The organism is Chloroflexus sp., assembly GCF_034432675.1.
In the GTDB taxonomy this organism is placed as follows: domain Bacteria; phylum Chloroflexota; class Chloroflexia; order Chloroflexales; family Chloroflexaceae; genus Chloroflexus.
On the sequence record NZ_DAOUBI010000016.1, the window covers coordinates 1 to 21,258 of the forward strand.

Below are 21,258 nucleotides of genomic sequence, written 5' to 3' on the forward strand. Positions count from 1 at the left end.
TATGATGATGGGGATGTGCGGGCACGGGCAGGTAGGGGCGCGGGTTGCCGTGCGCAGTGTGCCGGTACGTACCTACGATGATGGGGATGTGCGGGCACGGGCAGGTAGGGGCGCGGGTTGCCGTGCCCCTACCTCTATTAATGTACCTGTTGGATTTGACATAAAGATGGGCGAGGGCAAATCCCTCGCCCACCGGTGTGATCGGTTTTTAAGACAGGTTCCTATTTGCCATTCGTGTTGTTCGCCGGATTCTGATACGTTGCCAGCATCGCCCCGGCTTCAACCGTCGTTCCCACCTCAACGCGCACTTCAGCAATGGTGCCGCTATGCGGCGCGGTGATCTCATTCTCCATCTTCATTGCTTCCACAATGAAGAGCACCTGGCCCGCTTCCACCTGCTGCCCATGGGCTACCCGCACCGCAACGACACGACCCTGGATCGGGCTGATCACCGCATCAACCGGCGCAGCCAGCGTCGTCTTCTTGGGGGTAGCACGGCGCGCAGGCGCTGAACGTGATGGCGATGCAACCGGTGCCGCATTCATACCGTCGCCAAAAACAGCCACCCCAAAACGCCGGCCATTGACTTCGACGGTAAATCGGCGTGGTTCCGGTGCCGGTTCAGCCGTCGCTGACGTAGCCGTTGGTGGCGTTAGCTCTGCCGCACGAGAGAAGAGTTCGGGATGGCGCAGAATAAAGTTGACGGTCGCCGCACCTGCTGTAAAAACAGGATGCTCGAGCGCTGCCTGATGGAATGGAATAATTGTCGTGACACCCTCAATGCGGTACTCAGCCAGCGCTCGTCGCATACGGGCAATTGCTTCCTGCCGATCACTGCCCCAGGTAATCAGTTTGGCCAGCAACGAATCGTAATGTGACGGCACAGTATAGTAGGCGCGCACGCCGCTATCTACGCGTACCCCGAAGCCAACCGGCTCGCGGTATTCGCCGATGGTGCCCAATGCCGGGCGAAAGTTGTGGAGCGGATCTTCTGCATTAATCCGACACTCGATGGCGTGACCGCGAAGCACGACATCCTCTTGTTTGAACCAGAGCTGCTCGCCCTGGGCAATCCGAATCTGCGCGGCGACTAGATCGATGCCGTACACCATCTCGGTGACGGTGTGTTCGACCTGAATGCGCGTGTTCATCTCCAGGAAGTAGTAGCGCCCATCCTGAAAGAGAAACTCTAACGTGCCGGCGCTGACATACCCGACGGCTTTTGCCAGCCGTACCGCGGCAGCCCCCATCTCTGCCCGTAGTTCAGGCGTCAGGGCTGGCGAGGGGCACTCTTCGATCAGTTTCTGATGGCGGCGCTGTATTGAACAGTCGCGTTCTCCCAAAGCCACCGCATTCCCATAACGATCAGCCAGCACCTGAATTTCAATATGTCGCGGATCGTCAAGGTATTTTTCGACGTACAGTTCTCCATTCTTAAACGCGACTTCAGCTTCACGCCGGGCTGCCGCGAAGGCTTCGGCCACATCTTCTGGTGACCGCACCACGCGCAGACCACGACCACCGCCACCGCCTACCGCTTTGATCGCAATCGGGTAGCCGAATTCTTTTCCCAATCGTCGCACCTCTGCCGCATCAGTAACCGGTTCGAGCACACCGGGAACAACCGGCACACCGGCAGCGGTTGCTTCACGGCGGGCAGCGGTCTTGCCACCCATGCGCTCCATGGCCTCGGCGGGAGGGCCAATGAAGATCAGACCGGCTGCGGTGACTGCACGCACAAAACTGGCATTTTCAGCCAGAAAACCATAGCCAGGGTGAATTGCCTCTGCACCGGTAGCTTTGGCCGCTCGGATAATTGCGTCAATATTGAGATAACTTTCAGCCGGTGAAGGAGGGCCGATCAGGAAGGCATCATCGGCATACGTCACGTGGGGGGCGTCGCGATCTGCTTCTGAATAGACGGCGACGCACCGCAACCCCAATTCCCGGCAAGCGCGCATCACGCGCAGGGCAATCTCTCCACGATTGGCAACCAATACTGTACGAAACATCGCAGCGCTCCTCAATGCTGCTCTCTCGCTTCAACGCTGGGCGACGCCGGCACCAATTGTAGCATAGCGCCGCGTGTTACAGTGGCAGCGGTAGGTGCCCGATAAAATCCTCGGCATGTTGCGCGACGCGCAAGAGCAGCGATTCACACCAGGGTCGGGCAATCAATTGGGCAGCGCACGGTAACCCGTTCTCATCCCGTCCGGTTGGCAGGCTGAGAGCAGGCCATCCCAGGAAGTTCCATGGCCCGGTAAAGGACGTTGGTGTCGGAATACCCAGTGCCGGTGCCGGCCCCGGCGTGACCGGTGTGATCAGGACGTCGATCCCGGCCAGACGTTCTGCCACCCGCCGACGCAGGTTGGCCCGCGCCTGTTGGACGCGAACGGCATCTACCGGCGAGTAGATGAAGGCGGCCAGAATACGCTGGCGCATAAACTCCCCATACTCGTCGAGGCGAGAGCGTAGCCATGGCAGATGCAAGGCGGCTGCTTCCATTGCCAGCAGTGCCGGGTTGAGTAACCGTAACGCTTCCAGTTCGGGAACATCAATCGGTATGATAGTCGCGCCTCGCTCAGCCAGTGCGTCGGCAACACGCTGCATTGCGGCCAGCCTAGCCGCATCGGTTATTGCCTGACCACTACCATCGGCGGTAAGAAGTCCAATTCGCACCTGATCAATATCATCCAGCAGACCGCTTACTGCAAAAGGTGACTCTGGTCGCAAGGTACGGTGATCGCGTGGATCAGGCCCGGCGATAGCCTGGAGGACGACGGCTGCATCGGCGACTGAGCGGGCCAGCGGGCCGGCATGATCGAGTGACCACGACAGGGGAAATCCGCCGGCCAGGCTTACCCGGCCATGGGTTGGTTTGAGACCGACGATCCCGCAGTGCGCTGCCGGTATCCGGATCGAGCCGCCGGTGTCAGTGCCGATAGCGGCATAGGCCATCACCGTACTGACAGCAACCGCACTACCGCTGCTACTGCCACCGCTATCCCGCTCTGGATTGTAGGGGTTGGCAGTCGGACCGTAATGGGCATTATTCGAGCCGGGTGAGTAGGCGAATTCCGACATCCGGGTTTTGCCGATAATGATGGCTCCGGCTGCCCGTAAACGCGCAACCACCGTCGAATCACTGCTCGCCATAACCCCGGCGCGAATCCGTGATCCGGCTGCGGTCGGGTAGCTAGCGACATCGAACAGGTCTTTCACCGCTATCGGTACGCCGTGCAGTGGACTGCGAATGGTGCCGGCCCTAATTTCGGCGTCGGCAGCCCGTGCATCGGCCAGGGCACTTTCGGCCATCACAATCTGAAATGCGTTTAAGCGAGCATCCTTTTTCGCGATTTGCTCCAGTGCCCATTCAACTACTTCAACTGATGAAAGTGTGCGCTTCCGCAATTCTTCGGCGACACCCATGATGGTGTTCAGATCATCGGCGGGCAGCGAAGGGTCGCCACTGTCTGTCTGATCGCCGCTTACCGGCAGACTGGTGGCGTCGAGCGTATCGGGCAATTGCTCCTGGTCGACGGTGTCGAGCAAGCGTTCGACATCGGCAAAGCGGCTGAGAAAGCCCTTTTCCAAAATACCGGCGAAATCGGTGTCGGTAGCCGGGATACCGGCGGCGTGCAAGGCAGCCTGCAGTCGTTCAATAAGTGCGTCCATAGATGCTCCTTTTCAACAGAGGCAAGGTTTGTGTGGTAATCATTCATGCAAGACTCGGCAATATGTCCCTTCTATATACTCAACGTGTGGTATGCCGTGGTGGGAGAGAGCCATAATAATAACCCAAGTTGCCACCTACGCTGTGAGCAGGCCACGAAAGACTACCGGCGATGATGAACAGCACGACACTGCGCACAACATGATGCAGCGTACCTGAACGGTATGAATCGTTTGGGTAGCAGCCGTTCCGTAAACGCACTACGTCACGCACATCTGGTATGCTCATCCTCCGTGTCGCTGTGGTGATATCAGGTGACACCTTGGGTGACGATCTATCCGAGTGCATCCGCCTCACCCGCGTCCATCCGTGTTCCACCCCTCCCCGTCGCGCTCAACGACCCGCACCGCGGTAGTGACGTAAGGTAGCAACTTGGATTGTTAAAATACCAGGTACGCGACATGCAACTTTTGCATTCGCAGAATCGTCAATACTATCAGCCAGTTTGCTGCAATGAGAACGCAGCGTCTAAGAGATGTCGGATTACGACATCGGGAGTACAAACAGTGGCTGAACCATCTCGTGAGACGATTGTACGCGCTCAACAGGGCGATCAGCAGGCACTGACCGAGTTGATTATCGGTCAGCAACATTATGTCTATAGCATCGCGATGAGCGTGCTCAAAAACGCTGATGATGCGGCTGATTTGACCCAGGAAGCGTTTATTCGCCTGTTTCGGGCACTCCCCCAGTATAGCGGCGAAAGCCGTTTCACTACCTGGTTGTACCGGCTGGTTATTAATCTCTGTCGCGATGAGCTGCGCCGACGAGGTCGTCAGGCCCCTATCGTTCCTCCGGCAACCGACGATGAGGAGCTTGATGCACTTCATACTGTCGCGGATAACGACCGCTGGGTCGATCCGGCCCAATCGCTCGATCTGAACCAGCTCCGCCTGGAAGTCCGGCGTGCTCTGGAGCAGCTTGAACCACATTACCGCCTTGTGTTGACGTTGTACTATTTTGAAGACTTGAAGTACACCGACATCGCCGAGATACTTGACCTTCCGCTCAATACGGTCAAAAGCCATATCCGGCGCGGCAAAGAACGCCTGGCCCAACTCTTGCAAACCAACGAACCACCGGCAACCCGCGCCGTTAATCAACCCAAACGTTCGGCAACGGACGATCACGTGGTACAAATCACCCCCCTGCGTCTGTTGCCCGGCTGGGGAAGGAGGTAATCTATGAGCACGCAATTGCCTACACCACCTCCAGATGATCTGCTCGATGCGGCGCTTCGCCACGAATTACGTTGGGAGGCTCCGCCCGAACTGACCAATCGCTTACTGCACCTGGTGCCTGGTGCAGTTCCGATGGCCACGGTAGAAATCTCGCCCCTTCCCAGGTGGCGCCTTTATGTCGCAATAGCTCTGATGTCACTGCTGATCCTGGTTTCGATACCTGGTGCATCGTACCTTTATCAGCTCGTCTGGTTCCAATGGGGGTTCGCGCAATTCGTTGCACAACTTGAGGTGTTGCCGGCCAGACTACTGCAAGCCTTCTACGAGACGATGCCATTTGCCCGCGAGTTAGTCAGTATCATTGCGCTGATCCGCGATCAGTTGCACTGGCTACTCATTGCCCTTGTACTCTGGATTATCCTCGATAACTGGCAACCTGAAAGGCAACTGGTTCGTCAGGAGAGTAAGTAATAGCAGACGCATCATGCCGAACGCGGGGAAGAGTGCCGGATGTACGAATAAGGTTGCTTTGCTACCGGTACGGCTCGAATTAATGGTGATTAAGCGAAGCAAGCATTCAATGATTATGTCAACCTGACAACCTGGCATTCAGGACACGCCAGTCGGCTATCACCATGATACTTCACCTGAATGATATACTATCGGTAGGGGCACGGCATACCGTGCCCCTACTGCTACGCCGATAATGATCCACCAGCACCTCGCCAGTGGCACGCCCGGTAACGCTTCGACACGAGGATCACACCTAAACAATGCGCATTGCTGAACAGGAATTTACTATGAGACTGATGAACACGGATCGCCGTAAGCCATCCGTGTTCATCGGTCTCATCTGCGTCCATCCGCATTCTCGCAATGTACGAACCCTATGGACTGACCATATTATACAGTCGGAACCGGTTCACTCCAGATATAACTGGCCCACTCTTCTGCCGGATAGACCCGCTGTGGACGGAGTGGATTGATGCGTGTATTCAGCATCGTTCCGCGACGTAGATGAGATAGACTAGCTTCTTCCACCAGCCAGATAACCCTGGCCTCGTAAGGACGATTGGCCGGAGGATAGACCCACAGCGTGAGTTCAACCTCTACTGCGCGCACCAGAATCGCACGCTTGTATGATCCAACAATGGCGACCCGCAATACCTCGGCCCGTGCGGGCAATGCCGTAGCCAAATCGCGTTCTATCGCCTGTTGAATGACCGCTCGTCGCTGCTCAAAACGACGAATTGCCGAATGCACCGGTGGAATCAACAGCAGCGACGTGCTGATAATCGCGTAGGGAAGCATGTGACCAAGTTTAATGCGTTGTTCGTCGCCATTAATTGTTCGACAACGAAAATGCAGCACACCTTCACTCCGGTCAGGTTCCAGGTTACCAGTACAGACCAGTGGCCCAATGACACGGGCCAAATCAGGCATGAAAACCAGTCCAGTTGTGCCACAAATAAAACCTAACAACAGACTGAGAGCGATTCGAGCCAGCATAGTGCGCTCCTTGCGCCGTGTGGTGTGGGTTTCCGGTAATGAGATCGGTCATGATCTACGGCAGTGGAGACATGGGGCAGCGATTGGCGCACAGCACCGATCTCTGTATGATGTCAGATTGTAGCACACCGTGCGTACCAACATGAGCGGAATTATATGGCATGTTGTGAAGACGCCAGAAACTGCTCAATCCGTTCGACCAATTGACGCAGACGGATCGGCTTCGCAAAATAGTCATTTGCCCCAGCCGACAGGCACCGTTCACGATCACCCGGCATCGCCAGTGCCGTCACCGCAATGATAGGCGTAGCAGCAAATATCACATCGGCGCGCAGCCGTCGTATCACCTCCAGACCATCAAGTCCCGGCATTTGCATATCCATAATGATTAGATCAGGACGCCATTCAGCAGCAATCTGCAATGCTTCTTGCCCTTGACACGCCACTCTTACCTCGTACCCCTGGGCAACCAGGTAATCACTAAGGGTAACCCGATTGACCTCATTATCTTCTGCCAGTAATATTCGTCGGCTGAGCGGGCACCGCGGAGCGGTTGAGGATGTCGTTTTTGTGACAGTAATCTGACTTAGCGCACGCCGAAGTATAAGTCGATTGATTGGCTTCACCAGATACGCTGCGGCTCCAGCAGCCAATCCACGCTCTGGTTCATCAACCACCGACACAATGATCACCGGAACCTGTCGCAGATCGGGGTCGCGGCGCAGATCGGCCAGTATCTCCCATCCTGAACGATCCGGCATCTGCACATCGAGCAAAATCAGATCGGGACGTAACGCCTGTACCTGCTCAACCGCACCTTTGCCATACGAGCATATAACAGGTTGAATCTGCAATTCTTCGAGATAACGGGCCAGTTGATCGGCAGTCGTTGCCGAGTCTTCGATGATCAGGGCTAATTGCACCAGAGGAAGTTCATCAGCAGACGAGGATGCTGCGATGTGCGTCACGGGCTGATACGGCAGCGTGACTGTAAACCTGCTACCCACACCGGGCATACTCTCAACCTCCACCTTTCCACCGTGCAGTTCGACAAGGCGACGTACCAGCACTAACCCTAATCCAGTACCTTCGTGCTGCCGACTCAGACCGCTATCAAGCTGGACAAACGGCTGAAACAGACGCGACAAATCCTCTTCCGCAATCCCAATGCCGGTATCGCTCACCGTGAACGCAATCGTTCCCTGCGCAGTATCTGTTGTCACCTGCAAGCTCACCGCACCACCTGCCGGCGTAAATTTCACGGCATTACTCAGCAAATTGACCAGTGTCTGCTTCAGGCGACGTGGATCGGCAACGAACCGGGCATGGGGATCGTCAAGCTTAATAGAAAGGTGAATCTGTTTCTTTGTCGCCTGCTCTTTGACGAGGGCCATACTTGCTTCACAGACATCGCTGGCGGCGACTACCTCTTTCACCAGTTCAATCCGGTTGGCTTCAATCTTCGCCAGATCAAGGACATCATTAATCAGCGCCAGCAGATGCCGTCCACTCGCCTCAATGGCCCGGATTGCCTTCTGTTGCTGTTCGCGCAAAGGGCCATACAACTCTTCCAGCAGACTCTCACTCAAAGCCAGGATTGAATTGAGTGGTGTGCGCAGCTCGTGGCTCATGTTGGCGAGAAATTCATCTTTGGTGCGGGCAGCCCGGAGCAGCTCCGCATTGGCCCGGTGCAACTCAGCAGTACGTTCAGCAACCCGCTGCGCCAGGAGATCACGTTCTACCTGCAAGGCCAGTTCAGCGTTGCGCCACGCCGTTACATCACGCACAATTGCAATCGCTTCCTCTGCCAACAGTGCAGCCTTAATCCGTGCCTCGAAGAAATATTCTTTATCATCAACCACCAACTGGTACGCCAATGTCTGGAGTTCGCCAGAGGTAAACGCAGTGCTTAACGCCTGTCGATACTGGGTTGCAATCGCGGCTGGAAAGAGCTGTTCGAGTGTGCTGTTGATCATCGCCGTTGGGGCCACCGGCAACACCATCGCCTCGGCTGCCACCACATCAATGACATACCCATCAGGACGTAACCGCAACACCAGATCAGGCAAAGTACTCACGATCAGCTGATTACGCTGTTCACTGGCACGTAATTGAGCCTCTTGTTTGCTTACCCGCAGGCCAAAGATGATGTCACGCACCAGCTCGTCCAGCAACTGTATTTCATCATAGTCAAAAGCTGCGGGTTGACCGATATAGAAACACAACACCGCAGGAGACTCATCAGGCACTACCAGCGGAAAAGCGGCCATTGCCCGTAGACCATACGCTACAGCCGGTGAACGCCACGCTGCACAACGTGGATCGGTGGCAAGGTTATTGATAATGACTCGATCACCCTGACATACCGATGAAAGAGTTTCTGAGAACTGCTCGCCGGTTAGCATTTGTGCAAGTGATGGATCGAATCCAATCACACTATGTACAGCGATGGTCTCGAATCGGTTTGTTACCGGGTTATGACGACCAATCCACACCAACCGAAAGCCACCCTCGCCAATCCCGACCTGACACACCTCTTGAAAGATACGTTGCGGATCACGTTCACGAATAATCATCTGATTGATCGCACTCAACAACGCATAGGTACGGGTCAAACGACGCTGCCGCGCTTCGTGGCGCTGCCGAATGGCAACAAACAGGAAGAAAACTGCGACACTGGCAATAGCCAGTACCGTTCGGCTGATGGCATCCGCCAACCACCAGAACGGTGGGTAGCCTATTCCCAGACGGAAGGCGATTGACCAGACCCTACCGTAGCGGGGAATATCAAATATTGCCACTGCATCACGGATGAAGATATCCAGATCGGAAATGTAGGGTGTAGGAACAGCTCTACCGCCGGTAAAGACGGCTAATGGCTGTAGTGACTCCTCAGTTGCATCGAGCAGGACAAATTCGAGATCAGGTGTTGTCACCGGTCGTAACGCCTGCTCGACCACCTCACCCGGCACGATCAAGAAGGCAACCATCCCGCGAATGCGTTGTCGTCGTTCTTCCACCGATTGTGGTGGCAGGCTACCACTGTATAGCGGTGCGAACAACAAGACCGCAGGGGCCGGATCACTGTTCAGATACGATTGCAACGGTGCTGTTATCACCACCTGACCACTATCACGCGCCTGTTCGATAGCGGCCCGCCGCACCGGATCGGCAGCCAGATCAAGCCCTAACACAGCCCACCAGCGGGCAAACGGTTCCAGGTAGGTGAGCGGATAGTATTCATCACGGGTATCGGCTGGTCTGGCAGTTGCACCGGGTTCGCGAATCCTGAAATCGGGCAGTCCGGTCTCTTGCATTGCATGTTCAAAAACTGTTCGTTGCTCCAATGGAATCCGAGGTATCCAACTGACCGCCCGTAATGCCGGCAAACGCGCCAGTTGGGTACGACTAAAGACGCTAAATTCATGCTGATCAACCCGTTGTGAAGAAAGAAACAGCGTACTCTGGCTTAGCAGCGCCTGCTCATAGATCGTCAGCCGATCATTGATCAGACTCACCACCTCATTGACATCTGCTTGCAGTTGTGTCGTAAACTGACGGTTGGCATCACGCCAGATGAGTTGCAGACTGAACAGCATGAGCGCCAGTAAAAGGCTACTCACCGGCCACAACCATGGTTCACGCATTGGCAGTCGTTGCCGGTAGTATTCGCCAACAACCATCCACGGTGTGACGAGCCAGACTCCGGCGACCAGGTTGAGCCACCATTGCAGAGCAACTATTGGCGGACTGCTTACCAGAGGTTGCTGCACAACCACCAGCACCATCACAGCTAGAAACGGTGCCGGTAATACAGCCAGTGCCAGTAAACCACACACCACCAGCGTATAGCGGATAGAGGAAGGGGGTAAGGTTCTCCCGAAGCGACGCACCAGCCAATTCACCAACCAGGCCTGGATGATCGCGCTCAGACCAAAGACGAGGGCCGCAGCAAGCAGGTGCTCGGACGACAGCCCTAGTTGCCGGAAAACCACCGTGTAGGCAATGAATGCTCCAATGAAAATAATCGGCAAGAGGCGCTTGCCGGCCAGCAAGACACCACCTGCCGCAAATCCTCCGGCTACCCATAATAAAGGAATGCCAAGATTAGCCAGCAGTGGTTGAGCACCCGCCCAAATCAAGACGGCATATACCACCCCAAAACTGATGAGCGCCCTGCGCGACCACTGAGCCATGCGTATCCATCCTGGTAGTGTGAGAAACAACAAACCCTACCAGTATGTATCGTAGCATGGTGCAACTGTTTATGCTAGCGTGGTTGACATCTCGGCTAACTGACGGTATGCGCCGGCAAAATAGAGCAAGGGATCGCCTTCTGCTGCTCGCCGGAGGGCAATCACCCGACCCAGCACGATGAGATGATCGCCACCATCCAAAATTCGCTCACGGGAACAGGCCAGCGTCGCGAGGCTATCAGCCAGGACCGGTGCGCCGGCCAGCTCCTCCAACGCCACCTCAATATCCGGCTGTGGCCGACCGGCAAAATGACGGGCAATCGCTTCCTGGTCAGCCCGCAGAATATTGACGGCGAAATGACTGGCAGCACTAATGACCGGAGCCATCCGGGCTTTCCGATCAACACACACCAGCAGCAACAGCGGATCGAGCGATACTGACGTGAGGGAGTTCGCAGTCATCCCACGGATGTGATCACCATCGCTGGCAGTAATGACGGTAACCCCAGTAGCGAACAGTCCTATCGTAGAGCGATACTCGCGTGGATCAATGGACATAATGCGTCTCAAACATTTTTAAAACCTTTTCCTTTTATAAGTATACACCCGATTTGGTGATGATTCGTAACTATCTCCGCTGCCATCAGGAAAAACCCAACACAGAACGCACGGCTCACATCCCACAGCCTGGTACTGCATAGCGTGCGGCAACATAGTCGTTACATGCACTCATCACCCACGGACTGCCAGGGGTACCGCTGCAAAACGCACCTGATCGTGAGTACGGCTGATGCAGAAGCGTGGCTTCCGCATTCCCCGGACGGGGTGGCATCCACTCCGGTTTGTGATACCAGGGTGTGTGCAGGAGGAACACCGGTTGTGCGCATCCACGATCAGATGCACTGCCGACGTAATCAAGCGTCCTATGACCGCGATGAGAGCAGATGTGATATAACCGTTGGTCAAAACCATTTGTGTCTCAAGCCGCTCTGTGCTATGCTGTACAAAACGGTATACTGTCGTAAGATCGGTTTTTTGGAGAGCAGGTGCAACTATGACGATCACCGATCGCATGCTAACCGGTGCTATTGCCAATAATCCCGGCAATTACCATGGCGATGGCGAATGGCGCTACTCAATCACCCAACGTACTATCTACTTCAGCAAAGCCGCTGCACCCGATCCACGCGATCAGGAGCCGTTTTTCCCGCTCCCATCACTCAATCCAGACGGGTCGGGACGCATGGAACGTGCGTTTCGCCAGTTCATTCGCCGGCGCTGGCCACCCAGTCGCTGCGCCGAACTAGAGAAATTTGCCGAGCGGCGCGGCTGGCATCTGGCGATGGAATTGAAATACGGTGGTGGGGCACTTGAGGATCACGAGGCTGCCGAGTGGCAATATGTCGTCAATCGCGAACTTCAGCGCCTGGCCGCCGAAGTTCGCGCCCGCATCGCCGAGTTAGAGCAACAGGCTACTCAATCTGAGCCGACACCTGCATCTGGCGGGTAAACGCTCGCCCCAACTGGCGGTATAACAGCGTTGCCATGATGGTGTAGGATTCACCGGGCTGAGCCTTACCAATCAGTGGCACCTCGGCTTCCAGCGCCTCGCCATCAACGGTAACGCTGCCTTGCGCCCCCCCGGCGAATTGCACATCAAAAATCACATTGACCGGTCGGCTACCAGGCCCGTATCCCCAACTCAACATTACATACATTGGCTCAATCCCACTGAGGCTGGTGATCCGTGGATGGCGGAGCCGGGCCGGAATCAATGCCCCGCGCACGGTCATATATATCACAACCGACCAAAAAGAGAGCCAGAAACCGCGTTGCAAGGCTTTGACGTTCATACCTGTATCTTCCTCTGCGCCGGATCGGTGTGCTGACGGAACAGGATCGCAGTATGACCGATGATCCCTACCAGATCAGCCCCGGTTTCGCTGACAATTGTCTCGGTCAGCGACTGTTTCATGTCCTTGTGATCAAGAAACCGCACCTTGATCAATTCATGGGCATTCAACTCTTGCTCAATCTTGGCCAGGATACCCTCCGTCAAGCCATTCTTGCCAATCATCACCGTGACCGGCAACGGATGGGCCAGCCGACGCAAATATGCACGTTGCGCAGGTTTCATCGTGGAGCAACCTCCTCAATTGGGTTCGATGTCACATCATACTTTCCACACAAATCGTTGATCCGCACCCGCAGCACATCCCGCAGATTCCGCCACGAGTCACGGAGCGGATTCACTTTTGTCTCGGTGCCATAACGCCATTTCACCGGAATTTCGCAAATGGCATAGCCTCGACGCTGAGCTAAAAAGAGCAGTTCAACATCGTAAGCAGTCACTGCTGCCCCACGCACTATCGGCGCATCATCGCCATAAATACGCACACGCTGAAAGAGATCACGGGCAACCGCTCGCCGCAATGCTTTAAAACCACACTGGGTATCGTTAATCCCCCGCAGTGCTACCAGCCGAATAATCCAGTTGAAGACCCGCCCCATCACGTGACGATACCAGGGTTCGCCCTCACGCGATGCCCCTATCCCCTCACGCGAACCGATGGCAATGGGATAGCCACGTTCAATTGCCGCTCGCAAGCGCGGCCATTCTTCGATTGGGGTTGCCAGATCAGCATCACAGAGCAGGATAATGTCACCCCGCGCTGCCAGAGCACCGGTGCGTACCGCAAATCCCTTGCCACGATGCTCACAGCGCAACACCGTGGCACCGGCTGCTTCTGCTACCTCTGCCGTGCGATCCTCACTGCCGTCATCAACCACAATCACTTCGGCAGTGTACGGTTCGTTGACCAGAAACGCCTTGATAGCCGCCAGAGTGGCCGGCAAGCGCCGCTCTTCATTGTAGGCGGGGATCACGATGGATAGGAATGGCTCATTGTTCGTCGTCATACGAATCTCTGTGCTGGTGGTTGTGAAAGTTCAAATGCAGCGACAAGGGCTGCTTCCTCTTCTGGCGTGAATGCACGACGCGACCAAAAGTGCGGCAATGCACGGAGACTGGCCAGTTGGCCGCGGAGACGCGCCCGTGCTGCCGGTTCGCGGAAGTGACGCAGACTGTGAAGCGCAAAACGCAATTGCGACACCAGGAGTGCCGGCCAGTACCGCCGCTGCACAACCGGTGGCATATTCTTGACCCATACCAGTGGAAAATTACGCCCACAGTAGTAACTGGCCAGCACACCACCGCCACTGGCACTCAGGCGATGATATACCACCGCAGTCGGGACAAAGATTGTGCGCAATCCTTTGCGCCGTGCCCGTAAGTTCAAATCAACATCTTCACAGTACATAACCAGGGCTTCATCAAACAGCCGACCATCTTCTGCCAGTTGCTCTAGCGCACAACGTCGGTAGGCGGCTGCACCAGCACACGGCCCAAACACCTCGTGGAATGCATCATACTGGCCACGATCCTCTTCCCATACTCCACGATTACCTGGTTCGCCGTTTGGCCGGTAGAAATCCCCGGCTGAATGGATGATATTGCGGCTATCAAACAGACGCAATTTAGCGGCGGCAAAGGCAAACTGCGGCCAGCGTTCGAGCGCACTGATCAACGCTGCCAGCCAGTTTGGATCGGCTTCCGTATCATTGTTGAGCAACACGAAAAACGGCTGTCGCGTTGCCGCGAATGCTGCATTGACTGCTGCGGCAAACCCTCGATTCTGCGGCAAACGCAGAACGTGCACCTCCGGATAACAGGCAGTTATCAGCGCAACCGAATCATCGGTACTCGCATCGTCAACCACCGTCACCGTAAAATCACGACGGGTCTGGGCACGTAACGAGTCAAGACAGGTCGGTAACAGTGCACTACCGTTGTAGTTAGGAACAATAACGTCAATCATGTCGGCAACACTTCATTTGGCAGGCGTCCCAGATAGTCGGCGAGCGCATCCTGCCATGGACGAAAGGTGATGCCCAGGCTGGCACCAGCAAGATTAGCCAGGGGCGTGTATGGAGGTGGCGTACTGTCACGCTGAAAATCGCATAGCCGGATCGGCTGAAGCGGAACATTCAACCCGACACGACGAAGAATCTCCGCCGCAAATTCATACCGTGAGCAGATACCGTCGTTCACAAAATGGTAGGTGCCGTAGTAGTCGGTTGTGATCAACCGGGCTAGCCCCGCCGCAACATCAAAGGTATAGGTCGGATTACCGATCTCGTCGGCCACCATCCGTAAACCATGAGCGGGCGGATTGGCTGCCAGCCGTAAGACAGTACGAACAAAATTACGTTCACCGCCAAACAGCCATGCTACCCGCACAATGAAATGCCGGGCGACAAGCGAACGAACCGCCTGTTCACCGGCCAGTTTACTCTGCCCATACGGATTAATCGCACGGGGAGGATCATCTTCAAAGTAGAGTCGACGGGCATCACCGGCAAATACCTCGTTGGTACTGATGTAGACCAGCGCCGCATCGATTCGCCGACAACCGAGCGCCACATAGCGCGTGCCCAGAGCATTCACCCGATACGCTAACTCCGGATCACGTGCACATCCATCGACATTGGTATAAGCTGCTGCGTGGATTACCACATCAGCAGCAGTCGCTGCGATCTGCTCAACAGTTACCGGATCGGTCAACTCCAACTGATCGTGCCCTAGCGGCACCAGCGTATGCTGATCGGCCAATGTAGCGATCAGTGCCCGTCCTAACTGCCCATTTGCTCCGGTAATAGCAATCCGCACAAAGTATCTCCTCGACTTAGAACCTATCTGAAAAATCGCTTCTGAGGCACTTTTCGTAGGGCAAGATGCCATCTCGCCCCACTTTTCGGATAGGCTCTTAATCAATTACCGGCTACACAGAGTAGCAGAAGAGCACACCAACGTCAAACGATAGACTGTTTTAGGAAGCACATAGACCCGACAGGTGCAGGAGTAGCTTGCCTGTAAGCGTATTACCAGTGTCGGGTTACAGCCACCAACAATGAGCGGTTCCAGCAGTTAACGAAGATGCCTCTGCCGATGTTCGTATGTGCATCCAGGCTAATCTAACCTGAACCTGCTAACCGATAACCTGATCAGAAGAGTCTTCCTCTACGAACGGAATGCGCAATTCGACACAAATCCCAGGACGATCCGAACGATTCTGCATCTGGTAGCTCCCACCAACCGCCAGAATAATGCGCGCCACCTGTGCCAGCCCCAAACCCATACCTTCAACCTGGCCGGTAAAGTTACGCTCAGCCTGATAATACGGTTGCCAGATTTTTTGTAAGTGAGCCGGCGGTAAATGCACGCCATCGTCACACACCACCAGGCGCACCTGATTTTGCGCCAGATCGGCATCAACCCGAATGTTTACCATTGGCCGCTGTTGGGGATGGAACTTCCGCGCATTTTCGCATAGCTCGCGTAGCACCATCTCCAGGCTGCGCCGCGATATACGCAGCCGGCGTGCATCCAACGCCGGATCGATACTCAGACTAATCGCCGGAATCTCAAGTTCCTGATTGAGCGTGCTCACCATAGCCGGAAAATCAAACACGGTACAGTTATCATAATGTATATCACCCGGACTGCGAACGTACAGAAAAATATCATCAATCACCTGCTGTAAGCGTTTAGCAGCACTGAGCGCAATCGACGCGATATTACGCGCCATAGTACGATCCATATGCTCAATATTATCGCTCAAAAGGTTTAGTCCACCCAAGTAGCTAACGAGCGGGGTGCGCAATTTATGTGAAATTGCCGTGTGGAATGTCCACATATCGCGCTGTAACGTAATCTGCTGCGTCACATCACGCAACGTGACCACAATTTGATCATCAGATGAATGAATAAGCGCAGTCTCGACCTGAAGCCACTGTTCCGGGCTACTTGATGTCTCAGGATGCACGAGATAGAGTGGTTCGGGCGCTGCTATCAGCCATTGTTCCCAGGCTTCAGGGGGTACCAAACGATATCGCTGCATAACCAGCTCACGGAATGACCGGACCGGTTGCTCATCGGCGGTTAGACCAAGATACGTGCGTGCACGGCGGTTGGCGTAACGGATCTGATCATCGTGATCAATAATGACATAAGCGTTATCGGATGTCTCGATCACCCACTCGAAACGCGCCCGTTCGGCGTTTACTTTGGCCTGCTCCTGCAGCAGACACCGATAGCGATTGAGGCGCAAGACCGTGTTGATCCTAGCCTGTAACTCCCCCGAATCGAACGGCTTGGTGATGAATTCATCAGCACCGGCTTCGAAGCCATGAATTTTCGCTTCACGATCATTTAGCGCGGTAATCATGACGATCGGTATCTGCGCTGTTGCCGGATCGTCACGTAAGCGCTGGCACACCTCGAAGCCATTCATATCCGGCAGCATAACATCAAGCAGGATGAGATCGGGCAGATGCTGCTGTGCGAGTTGCAGCGCCTGATCACCGCGCTGCGCAGTAATCAGGCGGAGATTGAAGGGGGTTATTATTTCGATGAGCAATGAACGCATCAGCTCATCGTCATCAACGATCAAAATCGTATTTTGCTCCATGGTAATATCCTACCATGGAGCGATTAAGAATGATGTCACAAAGTTGTTCACTTTGGCAACGAGATTACGGATAGGTTTGCAACAATTGGGGTATCCTATCAGACAGCGGAGTAGCACCAGACCAGGAAGAGCCTACCACGCTACGCTGCACACTGTTGTCAGGATAAACTACACCAGAACCTATCTGCAGAACCTCACTCGCCTGTCTACGATTGTTCAGACAGATGTTTAGACTGCTTCCATTCCACCGCGAGTAGCCCGAATAATACTGAGCAGCTCATCATCAGTCAGCGGACATCCATTTTGTTCCCACCACTGGCGATACCAGGTAAGATTGGCTGTAAACGCCCGAATCACCTCATCCCGATTGAGCGGCGGTATTTTACGTCGCAGCGCTTCGCGAATTTCCTGACGATCACTTTCCGTTAATTCAGGTAGCGTGTCAAGAATCCGATCAGCACGCAACAGAAAGAGTTCGCGCTCAATGGTTGGAAATTCATTGTTGATCTGACGAATGTTGCCAAGATAGGCCACAATACGTTGCCGGGGTTGTCCACGTTCATCACGGTAACTCTCAACAAGGTAGGCATCGTAAAAGTTGGTATTGGCAATTTCGGCGTTCTTATGCTTGCGCACCACCCACCGGATATACATGGCGCGCCTCCTGTAGGGATGATTAGGAAAGCCAGGGTGCACTGGCTGTTCCATTTGATAAATAACCGTTTTACCGATTCCGCTATGAGTTGCAACAAACGCAGTAGCCTGTCGTCACCCGTCGGGCCATTGCTAATAAGGATAGATTTCAATTTGTTTTGCCTATTATAACATATTCAAACTATTTTGTCTTGACTTTTTGCTTGATAGTCAAAAAATTGCCTGAAAAACGCTTGCCTTCCGTGGTAGGAGACGTACATCCTGCAGCCACCAGACATTGGTTAAGCCGCCGGATGATCTTCCTCTGCACCCCAGCCCACAGGCTATGTTTCGGTATAAATATTGTGTACGCAACCCTGCATTGCGCTAAACGGGCATACTGGCAAATCTACACGAACCCAGGCATCACTGCCCGGCACTGGATATACGGTGATTCGTGATTAGCCGTTCCCTGCACGCAATCCGTGGGGATCACCGGCACAATACGGATGTATGGATTCCGTAGCGGCGGGTTTAGAACCCGCCCCTACGGATGGTGCATATGCCCGTTCACATTCCATACGCGGGATACAACAAACGAGGGGATGGCGAAAGGAATATGACCTGGATTGTGTACTACGCATTGGATGGCATCAGATTTGAACTACACGTACTCCGCAGACATCCCCTCGCCTGACACCCAAAAATCAAATGCCTCGCCCCACGCCGTTGTGTGGCAAGGCATTTGGTTCCAACGAACAATGCCGGCAAGTCTACCAGTTAGCGCTGAATAATTGGCACCAGTACCCGATAGGTAAACTGCACTGCCGGACTGTTCAGCATAAACTCGTGGCGGTCACCGTCGGCTTCTACTTCGACCAGCCAGTAGTGGTAGCTCACGTTGGGCTGTGCTGTGCGATCAAACCACTGATAGCTCTCCCCACTACCGGCACTGCCCTGGGCCGGGATTGGAGTGCTCAGAATGGGCGTTGCATCAGAGCGATTACCGGTGCTGCTGCGCAGCAACAGGAAGCCAAGTGTATCACGCTCGCTACCCGTGACCCAGCGCAATAGTACGCCATTCGCCTGACGCTCAGCGGTGAAGCTGAGGAGCGTGATTGCCGTTGGCGGTGCCGGCTGGTGAATGCCAGCCCACCAGCTCAAATCGGTCTGCCCATAACCGAGCGTGAAGACCTGCGTGCGCTGAGTGTCTGGATCGACATCACTATCGCGACTGCTATCACCACCCTGGTTCGCGGGGCTAAACACCCATCCGTTCGGTAAACTAAACGTCAGATAATAGTCAGCCGGCGTCAGATTGGTGAATAGATAGGCACCACTGCTATCAGTCACGACCGTCTGCACCAGCGTACCATCAGCCCGGTAGAGACTGACCGTGATACCACTTACGCCGCTCTCTCCCGCTTCGGCAATCCCATTCGCATTGATGTCATGCCAGACCCGATTGCCCAACGTAGCCGGCAGGAAGATACCGGAGTCCCAATTCAGGTCAACGTCACCCGACTCCAGTACCGTGGCGCTCATCACGCCGGTCGCCGGATCGACATCCGAGTCAAGCACATCGTTGCCACCTTGATTGGCAACAGTGAAGATATAGCCATCCGGTACCTGCACCGTCACCGTATACGTGCCCGGCACGAGATTATCAAACCGGTAGAAGCCATTGCTATCAGTAGTGGTGGTCATGTTCACAACCATACCGGCGCCGGTCGTACCGTTCAAAAGTACAGTCACATTTGCTACACCCGACTCGCTAGCATCTTGCACCCCGTTGCCGTTACGGTCTTCCCACACCAGATTTCCGATACTGGCCAAACGGTAGAGACCGGCGTCCCAGCTCAGATCGACTTCACCCGACTCCAGTACTGTAGCGCTCATTACACCGGTATTCGGCTCAGCATCCGAGTTGAGCGCGTCGTTGCTGCCCTGATTGGCAACGGTGAAGACGTAACCGGCGGGCGGAACTACCGTGATCGTATAGTTCCCTGGCAGCAAGTCCTCGAATCGATATATACCATTATCATCTGTAATAACCGACGCATCCACGCTATTGCCATCGCTATCTGTACCGGTCAACTGTACAGTGACGCCTGCGATCCCCGATTCGCCATCGTCTTGCACCCCATTACCGTTACGATCTTCCCACACCTGATTCCCGATGCTGGCCGGCAGTATGATACCGGTATCCCAGTCAAAGGTTACGCTACCACTTTCCAGCGTAAAGGTAGCGGTAGCCCCATTCCCTCGTTCAGCATCCGAGTCTGATGCATCATCACCGCCTCGATCTGGATTGGTGAAGCGAGCCCCATCTGGCAGACCACTGAAAACCAGGTAGTACTCATCCGGCGGTACATCCTCAAACAGGTAGAAGCCATCATCGTCTGTATGCTGGGTTGCGACTATCAGATCATCGGCCGTACCGGCAATACCATCATTCCCGACGTCGTAGAGCGTGACCAGAACGTTTGCAACGCCCGGTTCAGTACTCTCATAGATACCGTTCCCATTTAAATCATTCCAGACCAAATCGCCAACCGTTGCCGGACGGAAGATACCGAAATCGACAGTCAGGTTGCTATTGCGGTTGTCACCATCAACTGCCGTGTCCGGTTCGCTATCAGGTCGAAGCGTGATCAGGCTACTCACGATGTTGAAGTTGGACTCAACATCACTCTGTCGCGTTCCATTATCGTCATTATCGAGATCATCGTTCGCCGCAGCACCCGGTTCATAGGGTCCACTGCTCAGCGAACGTGCGCCGGTGCTGCTGCGATAGTTGTACCATGGCGAGTCAGCCTCAAATTGCCGGCCCGGCAGCACGATAATGTAGTCGCCCTGGGGCAGATTGGTGAAGCTATACACCCCATTGCTATCGGTGACGGTGGAATTCACCACTTGATCAGTTGCATCCCACGTCCCATTGTTATTAGTGTCACGGTAGAGGCGGACTTGCACACCACCAACGCCACTCTCACCACTATCAACAATCCCATTGTTGTTGGCATCTTCCCAAACCAGATTGCCCAGACTGAGCAACGGATAAACACCAGCATCACGGCTCGTATCGGACTGACCACTGAGCAGGGTGAAGATGTCTGTCTCACCATTGGTTGCGGTCACATCGTTATCAGTGGCGTCATCACCACTGCTATCCGCCGGACTGAACGTCAATCCAGACGGAATGTCCGTGAAGCGCAAGCGATACTCACCGGGCGGCAAGTCGGTGAAGCTGTACGAGCCGTCTGCCGCCGTCGTGGTTGAACCGACCGTCGATCCATCGGCCCGGTAGAGCGTGACCGTCACGTTCTCAATCCCGTTCTCACCCGCATCCTGCACACCGTTGCCGTTGCGATCAAACCAAACCAGATCACCCACGCTGACCAATTGATACGCCCCGGCATCCCAGCGCTCATCAACCTGCCCACTGACCAGAGTAAAGGTCACGGTTTGACCGT

The 21,258-nt window shown here is 54.9% G+C and carries 16 protein-coding genes; 3 read left to right on the forward strand and 13 right to left on the reverse strand.

The features are described from left to right. Positions 1–221: 221 nt before the first annotated feature. Positions 222–2,012, reverse strand: coding sequence for an acetyl-CoA carboxylase biotin carboxylase subunit (gene accC, locus VAE55_RS01490; protein ID WP_322814060.1), 1,791 nt, complete (start codon positions 2,010–2,012; stop codon positions 222–224). Between the two features lie 76 nt (positions 2,013–2,088). Continuing rightward, entirely contained in the window at positions 2,089–3,675 is a 1,587-nt protein-coding gene (locus VAE55_RS01495) for an amidase (protein ID WP_322814061.1), read from the reverse strand. 564 nt (positions 3,676–4,239) lie between these two features. Here VAE55_RS01495 and VAE55_RS01500 point away from each other — a divergent pair. Next, positions 4,240–4,914: an RNA polymerase sigma factor gene (locus VAE55_RS01500; protein ID WP_012256305.1), complete on the forward strand. Its 675-nt coding sequence runs from the start codon at positions 4,240–4,242 to the stop codon at positions 4,912–4,914. A 3-nt stretch (positions 4,915–4,917) separates the two neighbouring features. Next, the gene (locus tag VAE55_RS01505; RefSeq protein WP_322814062.1) at positions 4,918–5,385 is read left to right on the forward strand and encodes an anti-sigma factor; all 468 of its coding nucleotides are present in this window, start codon (positions 4,918–4,920) and stop codon (positions 5,383–5,385) included. Between the two features lie 432 nt (positions 5,386–5,817). On the opposite strand, the gene VAE55_RS01510 is transcribed toward VAE55_RS01505, so the two are convergent. From VAE55_RS01510 to VAE55_RS01520, 3 genes are all read right to left on the reverse strand, one after another. Beyond that, entirely contained in the window at positions 5,818–6,423 is a 606-nt protein-coding gene (locus VAE55_RS01510) for a hypothetical protein (RefSeq protein ID WP_322814063.1), read from the reverse strand. A 152-nt stretch (positions 6,424–6,575) separates the two neighbouring features. Then, entirely contained in the window at positions 6,576–10,619 is a 4,044-nt protein-coding gene (locus VAE55_RS01515) for a response regulator (protein ID WP_322814064.1), read from the reverse strand. Between the two features lie 69 nt (positions 10,620–10,688). Continuing rightward, positions 10,689–11,177 carry a flavin reductase family protein gene (locus VAE55_RS01520; protein ID WP_322814065.1) on the reverse strand — a complete coding sequence of 163 codons (489 nt, stop codon included), beginning with the start codon at positions 11,175–11,177 and terminating at the stop codon, positions 10,689–10,691. A 496-nt stretch (positions 11,178–11,673) separates the two neighbouring features. On the opposite strand from VAE55_RS01520, the gene VAE55_RS01525 reads away from it, so the two are divergent. Next, positions 11,674–12,129: a hypothetical protein gene (locus tag VAE55_RS01525; protein WP_322814066.1), complete on the forward strand. Its 456-nt coding sequence runs from the start codon at positions 11,674–11,676 to the stop codon at positions 12,127–12,129. Here VAE55_RS01525 and VAE55_RS01530 read toward each other — a convergent pair. The 8 genes from VAE55_RS01530 to VAE55_RS01565 all read right to left on the reverse strand — a co-directional run. Beyond that, positions 12,092–12,472, reverse strand: coding sequence for a hypothetical protein (locus VAE55_RS01530; protein ID WP_322814067.1), 381 nt, complete (start codon positions 12,470–12,472; stop codon positions 12,092–12,094). The two genes, VAE55_RS01525 and VAE55_RS01530, sit on opposite strands and share 38 nt — an antisense overlap. After that, the gene (locus VAE55_RS01535; protein WP_322814068.1) at positions 12,469–12,756 is read right to left on the reverse strand and encodes a YhbY family RNA-binding protein; all 288 of its coding nucleotides are present in this window, start codon (positions 12,754–12,756) and stop codon (positions 12,469–12,471) included. The genes VAE55_RS01530 and VAE55_RS01535 overlap by 4 nt, the downstream gene beginning before the upstream one ends. Further along, the gene (locus VAE55_RS01540) at positions 12,753–13,538 is read right to left on the reverse strand and encodes a dolichyl-phosphate beta-glucosyltransferase (protein WP_322814069.1); all 786 of its coding nucleotides are present in this window, start codon (positions 13,536–13,538) and stop codon (positions 12,753–12,755) included. Before VAE55_RS01540 ends, VAE55_RS01535 begins: the two co-directional genes overlap by 4 nt. Continuing rightward, on the reverse strand, positions 13,535–14,497 hold the full coding sequence (locus tag VAE55_RS01545) for a glycosyltransferase family 2 protein (RefSeq protein ID WP_322814070.1): 963 nt from the start codon (positions 14,495–14,497) through the stop codon (positions 13,535–13,537). Before VAE55_RS01545 ends, VAE55_RS01540 begins: the two co-directional genes overlap by 4 nt. Continuing rightward, the gene (gene rfbD / locus VAE55_RS01550) at positions 14,494–15,348 is read right to left on the reverse strand and encodes a dTDP-4-dehydrorhamnose reductase (protein WP_322814071.1); all 855 of its coding nucleotides are present in this window, start codon (positions 15,346–15,348) and stop codon (positions 14,494–14,496) included. The genes VAE55_RS01545 and rfbD overlap by 4 nt, the downstream gene beginning before the upstream one ends. Positions 15,349–15,667: 319 nt before the next feature. After that, positions 15,668–17,149 (reverse strand): response regulator, encoded by a 1,482-nt coding sequence (locus tag VAE55_RS01555; protein WP_322814072.1) that lies wholly within the window; start codon positions 17,147–17,149, stop codon positions 15,668–15,670. 228 nt (positions 17,150–17,377) lie between these two features. Continuing rightward, positions 17,378–17,803, reverse strand: coding sequence for a hypothetical protein (locus VAE55_RS01560; protein WP_322814073.1), 426 nt, complete (start codon positions 17,801–17,803; stop codon positions 17,378–17,380). 759 nt (positions 17,804–18,562) lie between these two features. After that, positions 18,563–21,258 (reverse strand): SdrD B-like domain-containing protein (locus VAE55_RS01565; RefSeq protein WP_322814074.1); only part of this gene is annotated, 2,696 nt, incomplete at its 5' end.

Bases quoted from the DNA above. Each gene is read 5' to 3' on its own strand.
- accC (WP_322814060.1), bottom strand. From the start codon at position 2,012: ATGTTTCGTACAGTATTGGTTGCCAATCGTGGAGAGATTGCCCTGCGC.
- VAE55_RS01495 (WP_322814061.1), bottom strand. From the start codon at position 3,675: ATGGACGCACTTATTGAACGACTGCAGGCTGCCTTGCACGCCGCCGGT.
- VAE55_RS01505 (WP_322814062.1), top strand. From the start codon at position 4,918: ATGAGCACGCAATTGCCTACACCACCTCCAGATGATCTGCTCGATGCG.
- VAE55_RS01510 (WP_322814063.1), bottom strand. From the start codon at position 6,423: ATGCTGGCTCGAATCGCTCTCAGTCTGTTGTTAGGTTTTATTTGTGGC.
- VAE55_RS01515 (WP_322814064.1), bottom strand. From the start codon at position 10,619: ATGGCTCAGTGGTCGCGCAGGGCGCTCATCAGTTTTGGGGTGGTATAT.
- VAE55_RS01520 (WP_322814065.1), bottom strand. From the start codon at position 11,177: ATGTCCATTGATCCACGCGAGTATCGCTCTACGATAGGACTGTTCGCT.
- VAE55_RS01525 (WP_322814066.1), top strand. From the start codon at position 11,674: ATGACGATCACCGATCGCATGCTAACCGGTGCTATTGCCAATAATCCC.
- VAE55_RS01530 (WP_322814067.1), bottom strand. From the start codon at position 12,472: ATGAACGTCAAAGCCTTGCAACGCGGTTTCTGGCTCTCTTTTTGGTCG.
- VAE55_RS01535 (WP_322814068.1), bottom strand. From the start codon at position 12,756: ATGAAACCTGCGCAACGTGCATATTTGCGTCGGCTGGCCCATCCGTTG.
- VAE55_RS01540 (WP_322814069.1), bottom strand. From the start codon at position 13,538: ATGACGACGAACAATGAGCCATTCCTATCCATCGTGATCCCCGCCTAC.
- VAE55_RS01545 (WP_322814070.1), bottom strand. From the start codon at position 14,497: ATGATTGACGTTATTGTTCCTAACTACAACGGTAGTGCACTGTTACCG.
- VAE55_RS01555 (WP_322814072.1), bottom strand. From the start codon at position 17,149: ATGGAGCAAAATACGATTTTGATCGTTGATGACGATGAGCTGATGCGT.
- VAE55_RS01560 (WP_322814073.1), bottom strand. From the start codon at position 17,803: ATGTATATCCGGTGGGTGGTGCGCAAGCATAAGAACGCCGAAATTGCC.